Annotated in this window: 23 protein-coding genes; 13 read left to right on the top strand and 10 right to left on the bottom strand. The window is 67.3% G+C overall.

From position 1 onward, the window contains the following. The first annotated feature begins 212 nt into the window (after positions 1-212). From ACQ0O7_RS23065 to ACQ0O7_RS23055, 3 genes are read left to right on the top strand one after another with little or no spacing between them, the layout of a single operon-like run. Complete coding sequence (locus ACQ0O7_RS23065; protein ID WP_430784243.1) at positions 213-578, top strand: MerR family transcriptional regulator; 366 nt, start codon at positions 213-215, stop codon at positions 576-578. 17 nt (positions 579-595) lie between these two features. Then, entirely contained in the window at positions 596-1,057 is a 462-nt protein-coding gene (locus ACQ0O7_RS23060) for a GNAT family N-acetyltransferase (protein WP_430784242.1), read from the top strand. After that, a complete protein-coding gene (locus ACQ0O7_RS23055; protein ID WP_430784241.1) occupies positions 1,054-1,437 on the top strand; it encodes a VOC family protein in 384 nt (127 codons plus the stop codon). The genes ACQ0O7_RS23060 and ACQ0O7_RS23055 overlap by 4 nt, the downstream gene beginning before the upstream one ends. 17 nt (positions 1,438-1,454) lie before the next feature. Here ACQ0O7_RS23055 and ACQ0O7_RS23050 read toward each other — a convergent pair whose 3' ends face one another. After that, positions 1,455-2,777 carry a hypothetical protein gene (locus ACQ0O7_RS23050; RefSeq protein WP_430784240.1) on the bottom strand — a complete coding sequence of 441 codons (1,323 nt, stop codon included), beginning with the start codon at positions 2,775-2,777 and terminating at the stop codon, positions 1,455-1,457. Next, a complete protein-coding gene (locus tag ACQ0O7_RS23045; protein WP_430784239.1) occupies positions 2,777-3,115 on the bottom strand; it encodes a nitroreductase/quinone reductase family protein in 339 nt (112 codons plus the stop codon). Before ACQ0O7_RS23045 ends, ACQ0O7_RS23050 begins: the two co-directional genes overlap by 1 nt. A 56-nt stretch (positions 3,116-3,171) precedes the next feature. Between ACQ0O7_RS23045 and ACQ0O7_RS23040 the strand changes: the two genes are divergently transcribed. After that, the gene (locus ACQ0O7_RS23040; RefSeq protein WP_430784238.1) at positions 3,172-3,954 is read left to right on the top strand and encodes an aminotransferase class IV; all 783 of its coding nucleotides are present in this window, start codon (positions 3,172-3,174) and stop codon (positions 3,952-3,954) included. 22 nt (positions 3,955-3,976) lie between these two features. Here ACQ0O7_RS23040 and ACQ0O7_RS23035 read toward each other — a convergent pair whose 3' ends face one another. Continuing rightward, positions 3,977-4,264 carry a hypothetical protein gene (locus ACQ0O7_RS23035; protein ID WP_430784237.1) on the bottom strand — a complete coding sequence of 96 codons (288 nt, stop codon included), beginning with the start codon at positions 4,262-4,264 and terminating at the stop codon, positions 3,977-3,979. A gap of 170 nt (positions 4,265-4,434) precedes the next feature. Between ACQ0O7_RS23035 and ACQ0O7_RS23030 the strand changes: the two genes are divergently transcribed. Further along, positions 4,435-4,662: a helix-turn-helix transcriptional regulator gene (locus ACQ0O7_RS23030; protein ID WP_430784236.1), complete on the top strand. Its 228-nt coding sequence runs from the start codon at positions 4,435-4,437 to the stop codon at positions 4,660-4,662. Then, positions 4,659-5,633, top strand: coding sequence for an NAD(P)-dependent alcohol dehydrogenase (locus ACQ0O7_RS23025; RefSeq protein WP_430784235.1), 975 nt, complete (start codon positions 4,659-4,661; stop codon positions 5,631-5,633). Before ACQ0O7_RS23030 ends, ACQ0O7_RS23025 begins: the two co-directional genes overlap by 4 nt. A 7-nt stretch (positions 5,634-5,640) precedes the next feature. On the opposite strand, the gene ACQ0O7_RS23020 is transcribed toward ACQ0O7_RS23025, so the two are convergent. After that, entirely contained in the window at positions 5,641-5,808 is a 168-nt protein-coding gene (locus ACQ0O7_RS23020) for a hypothetical protein (RefSeq protein WP_430784234.1), read from the bottom strand. 92 nt (positions 5,809-5,900) lie between these two features. Here ACQ0O7_RS23020 and ACQ0O7_RS23015 point away from each other — a divergent pair, with 92 nt between their 5' ends. From ACQ0O7_RS23015 to ACQ0O7_RS23005, 3 genes are all read left to right on the top strand, one after another. Then, on the top strand, positions 5,901-6,446 hold the full coding sequence (locus ACQ0O7_RS23015) for a hypothetical protein (RefSeq protein WP_430784233.1): 546 nt from the start codon (positions 5,901-5,903) through the stop codon (positions 6,444-6,446). 583 nt (positions 6,447-7,029) lie between these two features. Then, positions 7,030-7,212 carry a hypothetical protein gene (locus tag ACQ0O7_RS23010; RefSeq protein WP_430784232.1) on the top strand — a complete coding sequence of 61 codons (183 nt, stop codon included), beginning with the start codon at positions 7,030-7,032 and terminating at the stop codon, positions 7,210-7,212. 899 nt (positions 7,213-8,111) lie between these two features. Continuing rightward, positions 8,112-8,342 (top strand): hypothetical protein, encoded by a 231-nt coding sequence (locus ACQ0O7_RS23005; protein WP_430784231.1) that lies wholly within the window; start codon positions 8,112-8,114, stop codon positions 8,340-8,342. Positions 8,343-8,565: 223 nt separating this feature from the next. Here the strand turns inward: ACQ0O7_RS23005 and ACQ0O7_RS23000 are convergent, their stop codons facing one another. Beyond that, positions 8,566-10,203 carry an alpha-glucuronidase gene (locus ACQ0O7_RS23000; protein WP_430784230.1) on the bottom strand — a complete coding sequence of 546 codons (1,638 nt, stop codon included), beginning with the start codon at positions 10,201-10,203 and terminating at the stop codon, positions 8,566-8,568. Positions 10,204-10,315: 112 nt separating this feature from the next. Here ACQ0O7_RS23000 and ACQ0O7_RS22995 point away from each other — a divergent pair, with 112 nt between their 5' ends. Continuing rightward, positions 10,316-10,795 (top strand): hypothetical protein, encoded by a 480-nt coding sequence (locus tag ACQ0O7_RS22995; RefSeq protein WP_430784229.1) that lies wholly within the window; start codon positions 10,316-10,318, stop codon positions 10,793-10,795. Here the strand turns inward: ACQ0O7_RS22995 and ACQ0O7_RS22990 are convergent. Genes ACQ0O7_RS22990 through ACQ0O7_RS22970 form a run of 5 tightly spaced genes read right to left on the bottom strand, consistent with a single transcriptional unit; the run spans position 10,782 to position 16,794 of the window. Continuing rightward, positions 10,782-12,764 (bottom strand): beta-galactosidase, encoded by a 1,983-nt coding sequence (locus ACQ0O7_RS22990; protein WP_430784228.1) that lies wholly within the window; start codon positions 12,762-12,764, stop codon positions 10,782-10,784. The genes ACQ0O7_RS22995 and ACQ0O7_RS22990 overlap by 14 nt on opposite strands. Then, positions 12,761-13,384, bottom strand: a complete 624-nt coding sequence (locus tag ACQ0O7_RS22985) for a hypothetical protein (protein WP_430784227.1) — start codon at positions 13,382-13,384, stop codon at positions 12,761-12,763. Before ACQ0O7_RS22985 ends, ACQ0O7_RS22990 begins: the two co-directional genes overlap by 4 nt. Further along, a complete protein-coding gene (locus ACQ0O7_RS22980) occupies positions 13,381-15,027 on the bottom strand; it encodes an extracellular solute-binding protein (protein ID WP_430784226.1) in 1,647 nt (548 codons plus the stop codon). Before ACQ0O7_RS22980 ends, ACQ0O7_RS22985 begins: the two co-directional genes overlap by 4 nt. A 10-nt stretch (positions 15,028-15,037) precedes the next feature. Further along, positions 15,038-15,907 carry a carbohydrate ABC transporter permease gene (locus tag ACQ0O7_RS22975; RefSeq protein WP_430784225.1) on the bottom strand — a complete coding sequence of 290 codons (870 nt, stop codon included), beginning with the start codon at positions 15,905-15,907 and terminating at the stop codon, positions 15,038-15,040. Next, positions 15,904-16,794, bottom strand: coding sequence for an ABC transporter permease (locus ACQ0O7_RS22970; protein WP_430784224.1), 891 nt, complete (start codon positions 16,792-16,794; stop codon positions 15,904-15,906). The genes ACQ0O7_RS22975 and ACQ0O7_RS22970 overlap by 4 nt, the downstream gene beginning before the upstream one ends. A gap of 191 nt (positions 16,795-16,985) precedes the next feature. Between ACQ0O7_RS22970 and ACQ0O7_RS22965 the strand changes: the two genes are divergently transcribed. From ACQ0O7_RS22965 to ACQ0O7_RS22955, 3 genes are all read left to right on the top strand, one after another. Continuing rightward, positions 16,986-18,002, top strand: coding sequence for a LacI family DNA-binding transcriptional regulator (locus tag ACQ0O7_RS22965; RefSeq protein WP_430784223.1), 1,017 nt, complete (start codon positions 16,986-16,988; stop codon positions 18,000-18,002). Further along, positions 18,002-18,994 carry an acetylxylan esterase gene (locus tag ACQ0O7_RS22960; protein ID WP_430784222.1) on the top strand — a complete coding sequence of 331 codons (993 nt, stop codon included), beginning with the start codon at positions 18,002-18,004 and terminating at the stop codon, positions 18,992-18,994. Before ACQ0O7_RS22965 ends, ACQ0O7_RS22960 begins: the two co-directional genes overlap by 1 nt. Before the next feature lie 428 nt (positions 18,995-19,422). After that, the coding region (locus ACQ0O7_RS22955; RefSeq protein ID WP_430784221.1) for a hypothetical protein at positions 19,423-19,686 on the top strand (264 nt) is incomplete at its 3' end.

Genomic DNA, 19,686 nt, shown 5'->3' with positions numbered 1-19,686 from the left:
CTTCACCCGCTTCTACCACCTCCACAAAGGCCGGTCATCTCACGAAATCCCTGTTCAGCGGATCACAGACCGAGAACGCAACATCCCTGGAGCTGGAAGTCACTGAAAAGCTGTGACATATCAGGATTCTCCTCGATCCGTCGGGTCAGGTGTCGCTACGCTAAAACCTGACGTCGACGTCAGAGGCAAGCTCGGTGGGGAGGAACACTCAGATGCGCATCGGAGATCTGGCCGCGCGGACCGGAGTCAGCGTGCGAGCCATCCGGTACTACGAGGAGCAGGGGCTGCTGACCAGCGTGCGCAGCCCCAGCGGCCAGCGGCACTACGCCGAGGAGCAGACCGAACGGATCGGATTCATCCAGCGGATGTACAACGCGGGCATCTCCAGCCGTACCATCGCGGAGCTGCTCCCCTGTGTCGAATCACCCAGCACCGACAACTCCGACGCCGCCATGGACCGGATGCGCCAGGAACGCGACCGTCTCACCGAGCACATCGCCGAACTGCAACGCACCCGCGACTCGCTGGACCGGCTGATGGCCGTCGCCGCCGAATTCCGGGAGACACTGCCCGCGTGATCGGCCATACTCCGCGGATGCAGATCAAGATCGCCGGACCGGGGGAGTACGTCACCGCGGCGGCCGGAATCTGGGCCCAGGCCACCGCGGCCCGCGACGGAGACGACGAGATCGCGCCACTCAGCGAGGCGGTCCCGGTCATCGAACGGGACCTGTCCCTGCTGGTGGTCGCCGTCGACGAGACCGGGACGGTGGTCGGCTTCGCCGCCGTCAGCGCCGCCGGGTCCACCGGGCATGTGCGCTGTCTCGGCGTACACCCGGGAAGTTGGGGTCGTGGGGTCGGCCGTCTGCTGACGTCGGCGCTGCCCGGCCACCTCGCCGCCGCCGGATTCAGCCACGGCGAGCTGGAGGTCTATCTGGACAATCAGCGGGCGGTCCGGCTGTACGAGGGGCTCGGCTGGCGTCCGGTCGGCGACCCCGCGCCGCATCCGCGCAGCGGGCGGCTCGAACAGCGCTATCAGATCGAGGTGAGCGAATGAGTGGTGCGGTGCGGCAGGTTCAGATCACGTTCGACTGCGCGGATCCGCAGCGGGTGGCCCGGTTCTGGTGCGAGGTGCTCGGCTACCAGCTGACCCCGTCCACCCCGGAGTGGGCGGCCTGCACTGATCCCGGGGGAGTGGGACCACGGTTGTACTTCCAGCGGATCCCCGAGGGCAAGATCGTCAAGAACCGGGTGCACCTGGACGTCCGCGTCGGCACCGGCCTGACCGGCCCCGAACGGCTGGCCGCCCTCCAGGCCGAATGCGACAGGCTGATCACCCTGGGCGCCACCCACCACCAGACCCAGGTGTCCGACGACCAGAACGAATCCTGCATCACCATGCTCGACATCGAGGGCAACGAGTTCTGCCTGGACTGACGCGCGACAGCCGCTGATCAGCCGATCTCCTCGCGCACGATGCGGCGCATGCGGTCCGGTGACAGCACCGGGTTCGCGGCGGCGACGTCGGCCACGCCCGGCTCCGGGTCTGTCAGCAGGCGCTCCAGCAGGGCCTCGGTGACACCGGGGTGGGCCGCCACCCCGATTCGCACCGAGGACTCCGGGTCGGCGGCGAGCCGTTCGAGGATGGCCACCGGAAGCGAAGGGTCCTCCAGGGCGACCCGCCGGACGTGCGGTTCCGGGTCGTCGGCCAGGGCGCGCAGACGGTGCCGGGGGAAGTTGGGGTGTTCGACCAGCGGCGGATGGCGGGGCCCGGAGTTCCCCTGTGTGCGCACCAGACGTTCCAGCACGTCCGGCGGGGTGTCGGGGCGGTCGGCCGCGATGCGCCGGACCCGGGGATCCGGGTCGTCGTCCAGTCGTCGCCACGCCTCCGCGGGCAGGTCGGTGCCGGCGGCCAGCACACGCCGGAACGCCGGATCCGGGCAGTCCAGGAAGGTCAGGCGCTCAGCGAGGGGCGCGTCCCGCAGCCAGTCCGGCTCACCGAAGTACCACTTGGCCGCCACACTGTCGGCTTCGGCTCGTGCGTACAGCCGGGCGCGGGTTTCCGCATCGAGGTGACGGCTCTTGGCCAGGGCGATGCACACCGACGGATCGGTGAGGTGCGACAGCCGGGCCACCATCTCGGCGGTGAGGTGGGGGTTGCCGGCGACCGCGGAACGGATGTCGCCGTCTTCTTCGTCGCTGATCAGCTCGTTGAACTGGTCGATCGTCAGCGGGAGGTACTGCGCCACGATGTTCCGGGTGGCCGGGTCGGCGAGGCAGCGGTCCCGGAGCTCCGGCGGGACACCCGGCGACCGGCCCCGGCTGGCGGCGGCCCGGACCCGCGGATCGGGGTCGGTGAGCAACTCCACCTGCACCGCGGCCGGCCGATCGTGCCACGACTGGGCGACCACGGCACGCACCTTCGGATCCGGTGCCCCGGCCAGTGCGGTCCGCGGCCGGCCGTAGACCTCCTCCAGGGCGTCGATGCCGAACGGCACCCCGCAGTCCACCATGTCGCGGACGAAGTCGGCGTACCCCTCCCGGATGACCGGATCGGGATGTTCGGCGATCCTCCGGCGCATGGCGGGGGAGATCCGGTCGCCGCGCAGGGACACCGCCATGTCCCGGTCACTGTGGGTGAGTATGGCCGCGACGGCGGCATCCGGCAGAGTGGGCTGCCGTGCCATGCCGTGACGGCCGGCCGGGTGTGCGGCCAGACTGATCAGGACGTCCTCCGGGGCTGCCGGATTGCGTCCCAGACCGGACAGCCGCTTCATCAGGTGCCCTCCACGCGGTGTCCGATCTCGACCAGGGGGCTGCCGTCCAGCCAGGACTCCAGGCTGCCCGCCCAGTCCAGAGCCGGCACGATCGTACCGAGGATGTGCGCCCGCTCGTCCGGGTCGGTGACCGGCCTGGCCCGTACCGGGAAATCTTTGCCGTCGACGTGCAGGACGAAGTCGGGGTGGGCGACCAGGTTCGCGTACCAGTCACGCCGTCCGGGGCTGCCGCTCAGCCAGTAGCGGCCGTCCGCCCGGTACCGCCACGTCTCGATCCGCCGGGGCCGGCCGCTGCGCCGCCCGAAAGTGGTGATCTCCACGGTCTGCCAGATCCTCATGGGGCCGATCCTGCAACCTCAACCGCTGTTGAGTTCAAGCGCGGCAGAATGCGCTGGTGACACTTGAGATCAACGGCGAGCCGGCGACGGTGGGCGCGGTGCACCGGGCCGCCGCCTGGAACTACGGGCACTACACGTCGATGCAGGTCCGGGACTGGGCGGTCACCGGCCTCACGATGCATCTGCGGCGGCTCGCCGAGTCGTCGCGGGAGCTGTTCCCGGATGCGGCCGTCCCGGACGGTGGGCACGTCCGGGCGCTGATCGGGCAGGCGCTCGGGGACCGGCGGGACGCCTCGGTGCGGGTCACCGTGCTGCCCGGCCCGGGCGGCATGACTCAGACCGACATCATGGTCGCGGTGTCCGAGCCGGTTCCGGACACGCCGCGCCCGGCGTTGCGGGTGACCACCGTGGAGTACGAGCGGGACATGCCACACCTGAAGCACCTGGCCACCATGGGGCTGACGGTGCACGGGATGTCCGCGCGCCGGGCTGGGTTCGACGACGCGCTGTTCATCCGGCGGGACGGGACCCTGACCGAGGGTACGGTGTGGAACGCCGCCTTCTGGGACGGCGAGCGGGTGATCTGGCCGTCCGGCCCGCAGCTGGCCGGGATCACCATGCTGGTGCTCCGGCAGGGCCTGAGCCGCCTCGGCGTCCCCGACGTCAGCCTCCGGATGACCCGCGACTCACCCGCCGGTATGACGGCCGCCGCCGCTGCCAACTCGCACTGCCCGGCCCAGCCGATCGCCACCATCGACGAGCATGTCCTCCCGCAGGATGAGGTGCTCGTCAGCCTGCTCCGCCGCGCCTGGCAGGAGATCGACCGGGAGCCGCTCTAGATCGTGTGGCGGTCTACGGACCTCAACCCGGTCGGGTGCCCTTCGCCGGGGATTGGGCCGGGGCCGGCTGGACCTGGTCGGACGAGGTGTTCACCAAGCCGTACATGACGGCGGCGATCACCGCCACCAGGATCAGGACGAAGCGGAAGAGGGCGAAGGACGCGTCGCTCGCCTTCTTCCGCGCACCGGCGACATCGGTTGATTTCGCCTTCGTGAAGCCCTCACGGGCGCCTTTTCTGCCGTCTATCAGGCGAGCCAGCCGCATGCCCACGAAGAGTGCGGCCACCGCGCCGAGGATGAATTCGCCCATCCATGCCTCCGCAAATCTCGGCGATCAGCGTGGCCCCGCGGGGCAAGCCTGTCAATGCGATCCCGGAGCGATCCGGTCTTGAACCTCGGTATGTAAAAAATCTTTTACCTGTGGTCTGACATTCTTTACGGCGTCACGAAAGTCGTCGTCTACCGCCGGAGCATGCCCGAATGGTGAAGCCCACGAAGGTCGTCAACAGCATCCGCGCGCTGCGGTTCGCGCACGGCGAGATGACCCAGGCCGACCTCGCCGACCGCATCGGCGTCACCCGGCAGACCCTCATCGCCATTGAGCAGGGGCGATACTCTCCATCCTTGGAGACGGCGTTCCGGATCGCCCGGGTGTTCCACGTCCCGCTCGACGACGTCTTTCAGTATCCGTCCGGGGAGGACGCATGAAGGCGATGATCCGCCGTACGTACGGGGAATCCGGTGTTCTGGAATTGTCGCCTGTCGAACCGCCCAGGCCCGCCGCCGGCGAGGTGCTGATCGAGGTCCGCGCGGCCGCCGTGGACCCGGGGGTGTGGATCTTCATGACCGGCCGTCCGTACGCGGTCCGCCTCGCCACCGGACTACGCCGCCCGCGACGGTTCGGCCTCGGCCTGGACGTCGCCGGTGTGGTCGCCGAAGTGGGCGCCCGGGTGACCCGGCTCCGCCCCGGTGACGAGGTGTACGGCACGTGCCGCACCGGATCGTTCGCCGAGTTCGCGGCCGCCCGGGAGTCCCAGCTCGCGATCAAGCCGGCGAACCTTACGTTCGCCCAGGCCGCGGTGGTGCCGGTGTCCGGGTGCACCGCGCTGACCGTCGTGCGCGAGACGGGTGCCGCGCCCGGCCGGCGGGTGCTGATCACCGGGGCCGGCGGAGGGGTCGGCACGTTCACCGTCCAGCTGGCGAAGGCCCGGGGCGCCACCGTCACCGGGGTGTGCAGCGCCGCCAAGGCCGAGCTGGTCCGGTCACTCGGCGCGGACGACGTCATCGACTATGCGACGGCCGAGGTGGACCGGGACGGTCCCACGTACGACACGGTCGTTGATCTTGCCGGCAGTCGCCCGTTGTCGCTGCTCAGACGTGCCGCGAAGCCCCGCGGGACGATCGCGCTGGTCGGCGGGGGCCACGCGCGGGGCCGGGTGATGGGCGGTTTCCACCGGCAGATGGCCGCGCCCTTGATCTCGCCGTTCATGAGTCAAACCCTGAAAGGCATCTCCTCTTTTGTACGCGTCCCCGAACTCGACGAACTGACCCGCCACATCGAGAACGGCACATTGACGCCGGTCGTGGGAGCCACCTATCCGCTGGCCGGCACCGCGGACGCGTTCCGGGATCACGCGGCCAGCCGGTCCGCCGGCAAGATAGCCATCACCGTGCCGTGATCCGTCTCTAGCCTCGGCGGGCGGCTCTGGCCAGCACCACGATCCACGTCACCAGCAGGACCATCAGCGCGAACGAGGCGAAGATCGCGTAATACGGAACCTTGACGGCCATGATCGAGGCGGCCAGGGCGGAACAGAGCGAACCGAAGACCAGACTGCTGCGACGGTACGGCATATAAATCCCCCGATTCATTCCGATGTATACCGACCCTACACGGCCCGGGCGGCTCAGCGCTGTCACAGGTGGCAGCGCAGAGACTGCGATCCATGGGATTGCACACAGCGGTGGCGGGAGTTCCGCGCTGGGCCGGGGTGGCCGCCTATGCGGTGCCGCTTGTTGTTCTGCCGTCGGGTCTGTGGCGACTCGGGGCGGTCTTCGAACGGGACACCAGTGTGGGGGAGGGCGTCTACGTCGTCGCCCTTTCCGTGGTGTCGGAACTGCTGGCGTTCACCGCGGTCGGTCTTGTCGCGGAGTGGGGCGAACGATTTCCGTCCTGGATTCCCGGGCTTCGGGGCAGACGGGTGCCGGTCGCCGCGGCGCTGATTCCCGCGGTCACCGGGGCGCTCCTTCTCACGGCGTTATGGACGTTCACCTTTTTCCAGGACCTCACCGGAACCACCCTGAACGGCGAACCGTTGCCGGCCGAATACCCGGGCCTCGCCGGCGGCTGGGAAGGGGCCGTCTTCTACCTCTGCTACCTCCCACTGCTGCTGTGGGGCCCGCTACTCGGCGTGGCGGCCTGGGGCTACTACCGGCGCCGTTGTGGTGGGGGCAATGAGGTGATCTCAGCCAGAGAAGTGCCTTCCGTCTGATCGGCATCGGGGCAGTATGGGGCCAGACGCTTTGTCATAGAAAAGCCCATCGCTTCAACTCCAACCGCGCCACCAGCTTGATCCTCAATGCTTCCGTTCGAAACCTGTAAACCCGCTGATCGCGCGAGTCCTCCACCATAGAAGAATCCGCCACCATTACCGCCGTAAGCGCCGATTCCACCGTCATCGACTGCTACGCATGCAGAACCGACACCGCTTACCCCGATGCCGACAATGCCAGACACACACAGCACCACCATCGGTCCGTCCGGCTTCGTTGAGGGCAAGGTCGGAGCGAGCTTATCGAAGTCAACGACGTCGGACGTCTATACCGCGGGTGTCAATGTTGGCGGCGGTATGGGTGGAGGGGTGTTTTGGGTAGGGGGCACTGACAGGTGGTCTCAGCGGTGGATCGAGTGTTAGCTTGCAATCGTTCCCACGGGACCGGGACGGAGGAGAATTGCTTCATCATGCGCAACTTCGATACGAGCGCTCGTATCGTGCATATGTTCAAGGGCTTCGGTTATTCTTGCTGGCCGCTGCATTAATTGGCCTATCGGTCGCCGCATGGCGTGGAGGGTTCATGAGCGATGAGCTCTTCAAGATTGCCATCCCGCTGGCTATGCTGGTTGGGATTACCGGTGTTGTTATGGGTGGGGTTGGGTGGCTCGTTATCCCTGACAAAAATAAGATAGGCGCAAACCTCGACTCTTTTCGCAGAATGCTCATAAGGGACATCATTAAAGGAATTTCTCGACAGGGTTAGCCTTGTGCATGCCGAAGATCGACGCTGTTGCATTGTCCGATCGGGAGACGCGTCCCGCCTGGGTAGGGCGGTGGGAGTCAGATCGCCTGAGCGAACTCGGTGAACGCGGCGTGCGGGACCCCGGCACGTAAATAACGGTGACCAATGGGTTCGCTACAGAGTGGTCGTTGATGGGTGTGATGAAGGGAGCTGCCCGGGAATCGTGCACCCGGCGCTACACCGATCACGAAGTGCCAGGTCAGCGCTGGCCGTGCACCGCCGTTACGGCGATCGGCGGACAGTCCTGCGGGTTTGCCGAAAATCTCATCCGCAGCTGTAGTACCTGCCCCGGCGGTGGTGGCGGTTGCTACTACGACGGCACCACCGATACGTGTTGATCTGGCCGTGCCACTGCGTGACGTTGCGGATTTGTTCGTGAGGAGTTCGGTGGCCAGGGCGTGCAGGGTGGGGCGGCCAGGCCCGGTAGACTCCTGCCCGGTGGTGATCGTCGCATCGACGTCATCCTCGATTCTGTGGTCTGGTGAACGTCGGAGCGTTGCGCACCCGTGGCTCACCATGTCTCGCGGCGACCGGTGCGTCGTTTGCCGTTTCGGAGGAGCACGTTCTCGTGACGTGTGGGCGGGCCGGCCTCCAGCCACTATGGCGGCGCACGCTTGCCTCGCAGTGTTGTGCCGTCGGGGTCGGTCCACAGGCGGGAGCACACTCTCGCTCACCGTGGCCGCCGACCGAGGCCTGGATCCGTGTTCTCCTTGATCGATGATGACCTTCGGGAGTCAGTGGTGAGCCTGCCGTCGATTTTCCCGAAATATTGATGTATGAATTCATTCCGGCAAACAGATGACCGAGTCTTTGGGTTGACTATGAAAACAGTATTAAGAGCCCATGGGTGGAACCTGTTGATGGCTGCCCTGATGGGTTTTATTGCGATTATTGTTGCCAGTTCCGCAGTGGTGGATGGCTTTTATTCGGGCAGTTTTACTGCGCTGGTCATTCTCGGTTTCTTTTCGATTTGTTTTTTATTTGACGGTCCGTGCCAGCGTTCTTGGTGTCGTTCTGTGGCCGGATCGGATGGTGGTTCGTGGGTTGGAGCGGTCGACGGTTATTCGGTGGGAGGAGGTGGAGCGGATTGAGGCTGCGGGGATCGTTGACGGGGCCTCGTCGCTGCTTGGGGCGATCACGCCGGTGGTGGTTTGGAAGCGGTCTGGGGATGCCGAGTTGCGGGAGATGGCGTTGAACATGCTCGGTGGCTACGTCCTCTTCCGCCGTCGGCCGACTCGGATGGAGCGGCAGGCGGTCGTGTTGCAGGAGCGGTTGGAGCAGTGGCGCCGGGAGAACGGGCGTGCGGGGGATTCCTCAGTGGATGGGGCGGCCGAGGTGGTCGGGGATTCCTGATTTTCGGTAGAAGTATGTGTTGATCTGGTCGCGCCATTCGGTGGCGCTGCGGAGCTGTTCGTCGAGGAGTTCCGTGATCCGGGTGTGCAGGGCCGGGGTCACCAGGTCTGCGGCCTGCCGCCAAGTGGTGATCATCGCCTCTACCTGGGCGGCGCCGTCGAAGTGGGTGTCGTAGATGTGCTGGATCACTGTTGAGCCGTTGTGCAGTACATGTGTGTACGGGACGTGGTGGAAGAACAGCAGCAGCTCGTCGGGGCATGTCTCCAGTGACTCGTACCGGCTGTTCTGTGGGGGCGGGTACTGGGCGGTGAAGCCGGTTCCGGTCGCCACCGTCCGGTCGACGCCCACGCCGTTCCGGTCGGCGAAGTGGTAGGTGCCCCACGGGGTGTACTCGTAGCCGTCCACGTCGGGGCCGTAATGGTGGCCGGGGCGGACCATGAAACCCACGCCGAGCGGGGCGGTGTACCGCTCGTACGTCAACCATGAATCGTCCATGACGCGGTGCAGTATTGAGCGCAGTGTTGACGGGGCGCTGGGGAACGTCAATGTGATCCACTCGTCGAGCACGTTGATCGGGTCGGGGTTCCAGGCGAGGCGTCCGGCGGCGTACAGGTTGGCCTGGGCCAGCGGGTGGCCGGTCCAGAACGGGTCGTCGCCGACGTTGGAGACCGCGGACAGTTCCGGGGCCAGGCCCAGGGTCTGAGCCCACATCGGACCCAGGTAGCAGACGTGCCGCTGCTGGCCGGTGTACTCCTGGGTGACCTGCCATTCGACCGCCAGCCGTGTGGACGGCATGGCGGTCAGCACCGGGGACACCGGCTCCCGGGGCTGGAAGTCGATCGGGCCGTGCTTGACCTGCACGATCACGGTGTCGGCGAACTGGCCGTCCAGCGGGGTGAAGTGGTCGTACGCGGCGCGTGCCCGGTCGGTGGAACGGTCCCGCCAGTCCTGGCGATGGTTGTAGACGAACGCCCGCCAGTGCACCACCGCGCCGTGCGGGGCCAGGGCCTCGGCCAGCATGTTGGCGCCGTCGGCGTGGGTGCGGCCGTAGGTGAACGGGCCCGGCTGGCCCTCCGAGTCGGCCTTCACCAGGAAGCCGCCGAAATCGGGAACGGACTCGACCATGCGCGCGGCGGCCGCCGTCCACCACCGGCGAACCCGCGGGTCGAGGGGGTCGGCGGTCGGCAGGTCACCGAGCAGCACCGGCGCGGCGAAGTTGATCGACAGGTGGGTGGTGATCCCGTACCGGCGGAACTGGTCCGCGATGACGGCGACCTCGTGGCGCCGGTCGGTCAGCAGCCGGGCCTCCGTCGCGTGCACGTTGACGTTGTTGATGGTGACCGCATTGATTCCGGTGGCGGCGAGCAGGCGCGCGTAGGTCCGGATCCGGTCCAGGTCGCCGCGGAACCGTCCGTCCGCCCAGAAGAGGGATCCGCCGGAGTAGCCGCGCTCGACCTGCCCCATCACCGGGTGTACGTCGACGTTGTCCCAGTGGTCGATCATCCGCCTGGAGTATGAGGGCTCATACCGCCCGGTCCTGCTACCACGGGCCAACTCGAACAGCCCGTAGATCAGACCGCGCGGCCCGTCCGCGATCACACCGTTCCCGGTGAGGGTGAAGCCGTCCCCGCCCGTCCCGGCGCCGAAGGGATCAGCCGGGTCGGCGGGCTCGGTGGGAGAAACAGCCGCCTCTGCGGAGGGGTGCGCCGTGGTGGAGGAGCGCGCCGTGGCGGAGGGTGGCGGTGCAGTGGTGGAGGGTGGCGGTGCAGTGGTGGCCCCTGGTACGGAGCCGGAGGGCGGTGTGGGAGACGACTGCGGTGCCGGGAAGGACGGCGATGTCGTGGAGGAACGCGGTGCGGAAGTGGGTGGCGCGGCGACGGCGGAGGGCGGGTCGGCGGAGGGAGACGTCGGTGTGGTTGTGGGGATGGAGAAAGGGCTGGTGGAGGACTGTGTGGTGGACGAGGAAAGGAGTGGGGGAAGAGGGGAGGAGGCGGTGGTTTCGGCGGGGGCGATGGTGAAAGTCAGATCGGCGGGGGTGCCGGGGGCGGCCAGTATGCCGCCGGCCTGGCGGATCTCCTCCCGGACTGTGTCGGCCAACGGGTGGGCGGATTCGATGGCTACTCGGCGGCCTCTCAGGAAATGGAACGCTTCTGGAGGCAGCCACGCCGGGTGGATCGTCATGACGTTTTGACGATCAAGACGTCATGGGGGTTGAGGACCGGTGGTGGTGGGGTGCCGGTCAACATGTTGATGCCGTTGATGGCGGGCACGTCCACTGGTGACGATCCATGGTTGAGGACGAACATGTATCGGGAGCCGTCAGGGGCCACCCTCGTCGCCGTCTCCACCTCGGGAAGGCCGGCCAGCGGGCCCAGCAAGTCGTGTGGGGCCAAGACCTCGCGCATCACCTCTGTCACCCCGGCCTGGTCCAGCGCTGTCGCCACGTACCAGGCCTGGCCCGGACCGTGGTCGTTGCGGGTGACCGCCGCGGTTCCGGCGTAGAAATCGGCCGTGTAGGTGCCCATCACCTCGGCGCCCTCGGGGATGACCAGCTCGAACAACAGTTGAGCGGGATATGTTGACTCGCCGATGGTCACTGGGTTGACATACGTGTGGTCCCGGGCGTCCCACTCGTCAATACGGATCCCCAGCAGCGGTGCCAGCGGGCCCGGCACATCCATCAGGAACGCGTTGTCGTTCTCGTCCACACGACCGGACAGGAACGTCGTCACCACCGAGCCGCCCCGCGCCGCCACCGCGGTCAACCGTTGCGCCAGATCGCCTTTGAGCATGTGCAGGGCGGGCGCCACCACCACGTCATAATCGGTCAGCGGCGCTGTCACCGGCACCACGTCCAGATCAACACCCAGGGTCCAGAGCGCCTTGTGGTACGCGGTGACCACGTCCAGATACCGGACCAGCCGGGACGGACCGTCGGAGATCTCCAGCGCCCACCAGCTGTCCCAGTCGAAGAGCAGGGCGACCCGGGCCGGGGTACGAGCACCCAGCGTAGCCGCCCCCAGTCGAGTCAACTCTGCCCCGAGGGCTGCCACCTCCTGGAACACCCGGGTGTCCGACCGGCCGGAGTGCCCGATCACCGCGCCGTGGTACTTCTCGCTGGCCCCCCGACCGGCACGCATCTGGAAGAACAGCACCGCGTCGGCCCCGTGCGCGACCGCCTGCCAGCTCCACAACCGCATCACCCCGGGCCGTTTCAGCGGGTTCACGTCCCGGCACGCGGTGACGCTGGGTGTCTGTTCCATCAGCCAGAACGGCGCGCCGTCCTTGAGCCCGCGCATCAGATCGTGGGCGAGCGCCATCCGGGCCGGGGACCGGTCGTCGGGCGGATAGTTGTCCCAGGAGACGAAGTCCAGGTGCGGCGCCCACCGGTGGTAGTCGATCGGCCGGTACAACCCCATGAGGTTGGTGGTCACCGGCGCCCTCGACGACTGCCGGATGGCGTCCTTCTCGTCCCGGAAGTTGGCGAGCATCGCGTCCGACATGAACCGCAGATAGTCCAGGGTGATCCCCTGGAAAGCGGTGTGATCAGGCCCGCGCCAGTGTTCGGTGAGCGCCGACGGCGGCTCGATCTGGTCCCAGTCGGTGAACGTGTGCGACCAGAACGTGGTGTACCAGGCCTCGTTCAGCGCCTCCAGCGACGAGTAGCGTTGACGCAGCCAGTCACGGAATCCGGTTGCGCAGAGTGAGCAGTAGCAGGCCCCGCCGTACTCGTTGCCGACGTGCCAGGCGATGATCGACGGATTCCCGGCGTAGCGTGCCGCGATTCGGCGGGCCATCTCGGTGGAGAGCCGCCGGAACACCGGTGAGCTGGGGCAGGAGTTGTGCCTTTGCCCGTACCGGTGCTTGCGACCCTCGAAATCGGTCCGGGTCACCTCCGGAAACTCGGCGGCGAGCCAGGCCGGATGCGCCCCGGTTCCGGTGGCCAGGCAGAGCTGCCGGCCGGACGCCTCGGCACGGGACACGATCCGGTCGAGAACCGAGAAGTCGTACACGTCAATCGATGGTTGTGTCAGTCCCCAGGTGAACACCCCCACCGTCAAGGTGTCGACATGAGCCGCGTCGAACAGTCGATGGTCCTCCTCCCACACCGCGAGGGGCCACTGTTCGGGGTTGTAATCGCCACCGTAGGGGATCTTCACCGGGTGAACTCCGTCCTTACGAGAGCAACGAGGGGCCGGGCGTTTCCGGACAGCGCGAGCATCAGCACCGACCCGGCAAGGAGCAGCGCGATCTCCGAGAAGTAGAAGACCGTGCCCACGGCGACGACGAGAAGGCACAGGTTGGCGAGGGTCACCGAGGGTGTCCGGATCATTGTGTACGCGGCCAGCCGCGCCACGTCCCGGGCCCGGAAATCGAACAGTGACGTGATGACGAGCCCGTTGAGCATCCACAGGGTGGCCATCAGCACCACGACCGCCCCGGCCCCGCTCAGCCCGGCCAGGTTGAACGCCGTGATCAGCACCCAGGAGCCCCAGATCGGCAGCGCGCCGCGCAGGTTGAGCCGGTACCCGCGCCGGAACAGCGCGGCGGGCCGCAGATCGTCCAGGTCCAGCTGCCGGTGGTGCAGCGCGTAGAGGGCGGCGGAGAGCGCGGGCCCGGCGGGCAGCATGCCGAGCGCGGCTAGCGGCAGGTTGGACACGTCGGGATCGAGCAGCCAGGTCACGGCCAGTCCGGGCCCGGCCGTGACCAGGAACAGCAGCTCGACGACCAGCAGGTGGTAGACGAGCGCGGCGCTCCGGGACAGGACCCCGGCAGTCATCCATGTGCTTTCTTGTAGCGCTCGTACGCCTTGTTCACGATGTCCAGGTATTGGACCGAGTTCTTGCCCTCCAGTTCCTTCACATAGGCGTCCCATTCGCTGAGCGGCCGTTGCCCGAGCGCGAACTTGAGGGTGTTTTGGAATACGTGGTCCTTGAGCGCCGAGTCCCAGAGGGTGACCTGTTCGCGCTCCTCGATGCTGAGCGGCGCGGGCGGGGCCACCGGGCGGATCTGGCGTTTGTTCATCTCGGCCTGGAACGCCTTCTCCTCGTCGGAGAACTGCGAGTTGAGCATGGCCGTGCTGCCGCCGTACGCGAAGACGCCGTTGGAGAATCCGTAGTCGACCTGCAGATTCTTGGGCGCGTCCGGGTTGATCCCACCCCAGGTGATGCCGGGGTCGAGCTTGAAGGAGCCGTCGTCGACGTTTCCGGTGTAGGTCTGGCCCTCGATGCCCCATTTGCTGAACATCAGTCCGGCGTCGGAATACCAGAGCCAGTCGATGAACTGCATCATGGCCACGAAGTTCGGCGAATCCAGGGCCTTCTTGGAGATCATGATGCCGTTCTCCAGGCGGGTGGTGCCGGGCAGGGTGGCGCCGGTCGGGCCGGTCGGCAGGATCATCTTGGCCACCGTGGCACCGGAGATCTTGGCGATGTCCTTGCGGGCCTCGTTCACCACGGTCTGGGCATTCGCGCTGATCATGAAGGATTTGCCGGTGGCGAACTTCTGCCGGGCGATGTCGTCGGTCTGGGTGAAGCTCTCCGGATCGAGCAGACCCTCCTTGACCAAGGTGTTGACGTACACCAAAGTCTGTCGATATTGATCTGTCGCTCCCGAGTAGACGAAGCGCCCGGCGGCGGCATCCCAGTGTGTCGGCGTCCAGCCCCAGCCGGCGTGCGCGTCGTGGGCGGTGGCGATCAGGTTGAGCAGGTTGTTGGCGCCCGGCTGCGGGGGAGTGCTCCACCGGTCGGACAGCGGGTAGACGTCCGGGTGCGCCTTCTTCATCTCGCGCAGCACGTTCGTCAGGTCGTCGAAGGTCTGCGGGGCGGTCAGGCCGAGCTTCGCCAGCACGTCGGTGCGGACCGCCAGGGAGTAGTCCTGCCAGGCGTTCTCGTGCAGGCCGGGCAGCAGGTAGTACTTGCCGTCCTCGGCCTTGAACCCGTCCAGGTTGGGCTGCAGGTTCCAGCGCGCGACCTTCTCGGTGAAGTGCGGCATCAGCTCGGCGTAGTCGCTGACCGGCAGGATCGCCCCGCCGGCGATGAACGCCTCCTCGTCCGGGTGGTACGTCTTGGGGATGATGAACGGCGCGTCCCCGGCACTCACCATCACGCTGCGCTTCTGGTTGTAGTCGCTGCCCGGTACGGCGATCGAGTCCAGGGTGACGTTGGTCCGCGCGGTCAGTTCCTTGAAGAACGGCCAGTCCGCCCGGTACGGGTACCCCTGGTTGCTGAGCATCATGATCGAGAAGGTCAGGGGTTCGGTGGCCTTGAACTGGTCACCGGCCTTGAAGGCGTCCATCGCCCCGGCCCGTTTGCCGTCGAGATCAGCCGGCTCCGCCGGGGAGGAGTCGCAGGCACCGAGCCCGGCGGCCACGGTCGCGGCTCCGGCAGCGGTCAACAGTTGACGTCTGGACAGCTGAACCATGGGGGCGCTCCTAACCCTTGACGGCGCCGAGCATGACGCCGGACACGAAGAATCGCTGGATGAACGGATAGATGAGCATGATCGGCAGCATGGTGAGCACGATGGTGACCGCCTGGATGCTGGCCGCGATCTGCAGCGCCGCCTCGCTGGAGGCGGTGTTGTCGGTGCCGGAGGTGGCCCCGGCGATCAGGTTGCGCAGGTAGACGGTGACCGGGAACAACTCCTGCCGGTCCATGTAGAGGAAACCGGCGAACCACGAGTTCCAGAACGCCACCGCGTAGAACAGCAGCATGGTGGCGAGCACCGCCTTCGACAGCGGCAGCACGATCCGCAGCAGGGTGCCGTACGTGCCGGACCCGTCGACCGCCGCAGCCTCCTCCAGCTCGGTCGGCAGGCTCTCGAAGAACGCCTTCATCACCAGCAGGTTGAACACGCTGATCGCGTTCGGCAGCACGATCGCCCACAGCGTGTTGCGCATGCCGAGCGCGCTGACCAGCACGTAGTTGGGGATCAGGCCGCCGTTGAAGAACATGGTGAACACCGCGATGCCGACCAGCACGCTCCGGCCCTTGAGGTCGCGTTTCGACAGCACGTAGGCGTAGCAGGTGGTCAGGACCAGCGCGATCACGGTGGCCACGACCGTGTAGACGACGGTGTTGCGATAGTTGGTCCAGAACAGTGAGTCGGACATGACCCGGTCGTACGTGGTCAGGTTGAAGCCCTTGGGCCAGATCGTCACCTGACCGGATCTGATCGCCTGCTCGCTGCTGAACGAGCGGGCCACGATGTTGACGAACGGGAACAGCGTCACCAGCACCACGCCCGTCAGCACGATCGTGTTGACCACCTGGAACACCCGGTATCCCCGGGTCACCGTCACCACAGGCTGGTTCCGGCCACGCGACGGGACAGGGTGTTCGCGCCGAGCACCAGGGCCAGGCCGATCAGCGACTCGAACAGGCCGATCGCGGCGGCGTAGCTGAAGCTGCCGGAGACGATGCCGACCCGGTAGAGGTACGTGGAGACGACGTCCGCGGTCTCGTACGTCAGCGGGTTGTAGAGCAGCAGGATCTTCTCGAACCCGACCGCCAGGAACGTGCCGATGTTGAGGATCAGCAGCGTGATCATGGTGGGGCGGATACCGGGCAGCGTCACGTGCCAGGTCTGCCGCCAGCGGTTCGCGCCGTCGACCCGGGCCTGGTCGTACAGGTCGGCGTCGATGGTGGTGAGCGCGGCCAGGTAGAGGATGGTGCCCCAGCCGACCGTCTGCCAGACCTCGGACGACACGTACAGCGTCCGGAACCAGCCCGGATCCTGGATGAACGCGACCGGGTCCTGCCCGAGGACCCTCATCCCCTGGTTCACCACGCCGTCGATGGACACCGTCTGCAGGATGAGGCCGGCGACCACCACGATGGACAGGAAGTGCGGCAGGTACGACACGGTCTGCACGAAACCCTTGAGCCAGCGGGTGCGCACCTCGTTGAGCAGCAGCGCGAGCACGATCGGCAGCGGGAAACAGAACAGCAGCGTCAGCCCGCCGATCACGATCGTGTTGGTGAACACCTGCCAGAACGTCGGGTCGTCGAGGAACATCCGGAAGTACCGGAGGCCCACCCAGTACTCGCCGAACACGTCACCGCCGGGCTCGTACCGCCGGAAGGCGATCACGTTCCCGAGCATCGGCAGATACCGGAAGACCAGAAAGAACAACAACGGGAGTACGGCCAGGGAGTACAGCTGCCAGTCCCGGCGCAGATATCTCATGCCACCTCATCCGAAAGTTTCATCGAACGATCGGTATGTCTGGCGGCGAACTTAAGTCTGTTACAGGGATGTGTCAAGGCACATCAGCGGGCTGTTCTGATGGTGATCGGTAGTGGACTCCATCGATATCTGGCCGGTATGGTGCAGCGAAATACGGCTCGCAACTACCGACGGTGGTGCGTGATGTTTCGATGACCGAACCCCGTACCACGATCGCTGTCATCGCCGGCGAAGTCGGTGTCTCGGTGACCACCGTGTCCAAGGTCCTCAACGGGCGCTCCGACGTGGCCGCCGGCACCCGCGCCCGGGTCGAGGCCAGCCTGGCGGCACACGGGTACCGCCGCCGCAACCGCCGTCCACCCGCCGTCACCGGCCACATCGACCTGGTCTTCCACGAATTCGACGCGGCCTGGGCGATGGAGGTGGTCCGCGGCGTCGAGACCGTCACCACCGCCGCCCGGGTCGAACTGCTGATCTCCCAGCTCGGCGGCAGCCACCGGCCACCCCGCCACTGGGCCGACGACGTACTCGCCCGTAATCCCCTGGGCGTACTCCTCGTGCTCTGTCATCCGACCGAGAGCCAGCGGCGGCAACTCCAGCGGCAGCGCATCCCGTTCGTCGTCCTGGACACCGACAGCGCCACCGCCGCCTCGGTCCCCACCGTCGGCTCCAACAACTTCAACGGCGGCCTGCTCGCCACCCGCCACCTGCTCGAACTCGGCCATCGCCGGATCGCGGTGGTCTCCGGCCCGGCCGACGTGCTGTGCAGCCGGGCACGGGTCGCCGGCTACCGCTCCGCCCACGACGAGCACGGCGCCGGCGTCGATCCGGCCCTGGTCCGGTACGGGCACTTCACCGGGGAGACCGGCTACCAGCACGGCCTCGAACTCCTCGGCTCATCCGCCCGGCCGACAGCCGTGTTCGCCGGGTCGGACATGCAGGCCATGGGCGTCATCCGGGCCGCCCGCCGGCTCGGACTCCAGGTGCCCGCCGACCTGTCCGTGGTCGGATACGACAACGTCGAGACGACCGAGTGGTCGGCCACCCCACTCACCACCGTCGACCAGCACGTGCGCGACATGGCCGGCACCGCGGCCCGGATGCTCCTCGACCTGGCGCGCGGCGTGCCCGTCCCGATGACCCGTGTCGACCTGGTCACCGAACTGATCGTCCGGGAAAGCACCGCCCCGCCCGGTGAGGTCCGCTGATGGCCGCTTTTGATCTGCCGCTCGACCGGCTGGAACGCTATGTGCCGGTAGTGCCCGAGCCGGACGACTTCGACGAGTTCTGGACCCGGACGCTGACCGCACGCCCGCCCGGCCCGATCTCGGCGCCCTCCTCCGCCGCGGATTCCCTCTCGGTGGGCGAGATCCTGCTCTCGGTGGATGAGACGGAGAACGAACTCGCGCTGCTCGACTGCTGGGACGTCACCTTCGCGGGCTACGGCGGCGAACCGGTGCGCGCCTGGTACACCCGCCCCACCGGGGTGACCGAACCGCTGCCGGCCGTCGTCGAGTTCGCCGGCTACGGGCGCGGGCGCGGCCTGCCGCACGAACGGCTGACCTGGCCCACCGCCGGCTACGCCCACCTGCTGATGGACAACCGGCAGCGGAGCGGGGCGGTGGTCGAGGGCATCCTTTCGCCGTACGACTACCACTACCGCCGTCTCATCACCGACGCGGTGCGTGCCGTGGACGCGGTACGGGCGCTGCCCGGAGTCGACCCCGCACGGGTGGCCGTGGCCGGAAACAGTCAGGGCGGCGGGCTGGCCCTGGCAGTGGCCGGCCTGGTCCCGGACCTGGCCGCGGTCCTGGTCTCGGCACCGTTCCTGTGCCACATCCGGCGGGCCGTGGATCTGACCGGCAACTCGCCGTACGGGGAGATCTCCGCCTATCTGGCAGTCCACCGCGAGGTGGGGCCGCGGGTGTGGGACACCCTCGGCTATTTCGACGGGGTCCATTTCGCGCGCCGGGCCACCGCACCGGCCCACTTCGGCATCGGACTACGGGATACCGTCTGCCCGCCGAGCACCTGCTTCGCCGCCTACAACCATTACGGCGTCTCCCAGTTGGCACGTCCGGCACGCTCGCTGGAGGTGTATCCGTTCAACGGCCACGAACACGGCGAGGCCTACCACAGTAGAGCCCAGCTGCGCTGGCTCGCCGACGGCGGAGCCTTCGGCTGCCGTCCTCCCTCCTGACCGGGACAGCCCACCGACACGAGACGACCGCCGCCGGTATGAGATGGCCGCCCGCCGGTATGACAGACCATGGTCTGGTATGACGACGCCGCCGGCCGGTATGACAGGCCACGGTCTGGTATGACGACGGCCGCCGGCCGGTATGACAGACCATGGTCTGGTATGACGACGGCCGCCGGCCGGTATGACAGATCATGGTCTGGTATGACGACGGTCGCCGGCCGGTATGAGGGGCCATGCTGCGGTCTGACGGCGGAGCCTCGCCGGTATGAGGGCCGTGGTCAACCGGGCGAAAGTCCCGCAAGATCGGGAGCGCCGGGCCCGGTGGCGGACAGCCTTCCGGCCGGTGTGACGCACCACCGCACGGCGCGACGATGATCATGGCCGTGGGGGAGCCCGCGAGCCGAACATCATCGCTGGAGCACGTCATGTCCGAATCTGTTCGCACCGCCCCCTGGCAGCAGCCCGGTCACCCGAATGTTCGGGTCGCCCCGACCGGCGGTGCGGTCTACCCGTTCGAGCTGGCCGTCGGTGACCACACCGACACCCGGGTCCCGATGACCAAGGCCGCGCTACGCAACCTCCGCGATGCCCTGACCGCGATCCTGGCCCAGCCAGAACCGGCGGACCCCGCCGATTTCGTCACCGACTGGGCCCGGGTGAACCACGCCGTCGTCCGGGACCCCGTGGTG

This window comes from Actinoplanes sp. G11-F43 (assembly GCF_050589265.1).
Lineage (GTDB): Bacteria > Actinomycetota > Actinomycetes > Mycobacteriales > Micromonosporaceae > Actinoplanes.
The sequence above is the reverse complement of the archived record's forward strand: the minus strand, read 5'-3'. Positions and strand labels throughout refer to the sequence as shown.

Coding starts and splice junctions, on each gene's coding strand:
- ACQ0O7_RS23065 (WP_430784243.1), top strand. CDS start 213: ATGCGCATCGGAGATCTGGCCGCGCGGACCGGAGTCAGCGTGCGAGCC.
- ACQ0O7_RS23060 (WP_430784242.1), top strand. CDS start 596: ATGCAGATCAAGATCGCCGGACCGGGGGAGTACGTCACCGCGGCGGCC.
- ACQ0O7_RS23055 (WP_430784241.1), top strand. CDS start 1,054: ATGAGTGGTGCGGTGCGGCAGGTTCAGATCACGTTCGACTGCGCGGAT.
- ACQ0O7_RS23050 (WP_430784240.1), bottom strand. CDS start 2,777: ATGAAGCGGCTGTCCGGTCTGGGACGCAATCCGGCAGCCCCGGAGGAC.
- ACQ0O7_RS23045 (WP_430784239.1), bottom strand. CDS start 3,115: ATGAGGATCTGGCAGACCGTGGAGATCACCACTTTCGGGCGGCGCAGC.
- ACQ0O7_RS23035 (WP_430784237.1), bottom strand. CDS start 4,264: ATGGGCGAATTCATCCTCGGCGCGGTGGCCGCACTCTTCGTGGGCATG.
- ACQ0O7_RS23030 (WP_430784236.1), top strand. CDS start 4,435: ATGGTGAAGCCCACGAAGGTCGTCAACAGCATCCGCGCGCTGCGGTTC.
- ACQ0O7_RS23025 (WP_430784235.1), top strand. CDS start 4,659: ATGAAGGCGATGATCCGCCGTACGTACGGGGAATCCGGTGTTCTGGAA.
- ACQ0O7_RS23020 (WP_430784234.1), bottom strand. CDS start 5,808: ATGCCGTACCGTCGCAGCAGTCTGGTCTTCGGTTCGCTCTGTTCCGCC.
- ACQ0O7_RS23015 (WP_430784233.1), top strand. CDS start 5,901: ATGGGATTGCACACAGCGGTGGCGGGAGTTCCGCGCTGGGCCGGGGTG.
- ACQ0O7_RS23010 (WP_430784232.1), top strand. CDS start 7,030: ATGAGCGATGAGCTCTTCAAGATTGCCATCCCGCTGGCTATGCTGGTT.
- ACQ0O7_RS23005 (WP_430784231.1), top strand. CDS start 8,112: ATGGCTGCCCTGATGGGTTTTATTGCGATTATTGTTGCCAGTTCCGCA.
- ACQ0O7_RS22985 (WP_430784227.1), bottom strand. CDS start 13,384: ATGACTGCCGGGGTCCTGTCCCGGAGCGCCGCGCTCGTCTACCACCTG.
- ACQ0O7_RS22980 (WP_430784226.1), bottom strand. CDS start 15,027: ATGGTTCAGCTGTCCAGACGTCAACTGTTGACCGCTGCCGGAGCCGCG.
- ACQ0O7_RS22970 (WP_430784224.1), bottom strand. CDS start 16,794: ATGAGATATCTGCGCCGGGACTGGCAGCTGTACTCCCTGGCCGTACTC.
- ACQ0O7_RS22965 (WP_430784223.1), top strand. CDS start 16,986: ATGACCGAACCCCGTACCACGATCGCTGTCATCGCCGGCGAAGTCGGT.
- ACQ0O7_RS22960 (WP_430784222.1), top strand. CDS start 18,002: ATGGCCGCTTTTGATCTGCCGCTCGACCGGCTGGAACGCTATGTGCCG.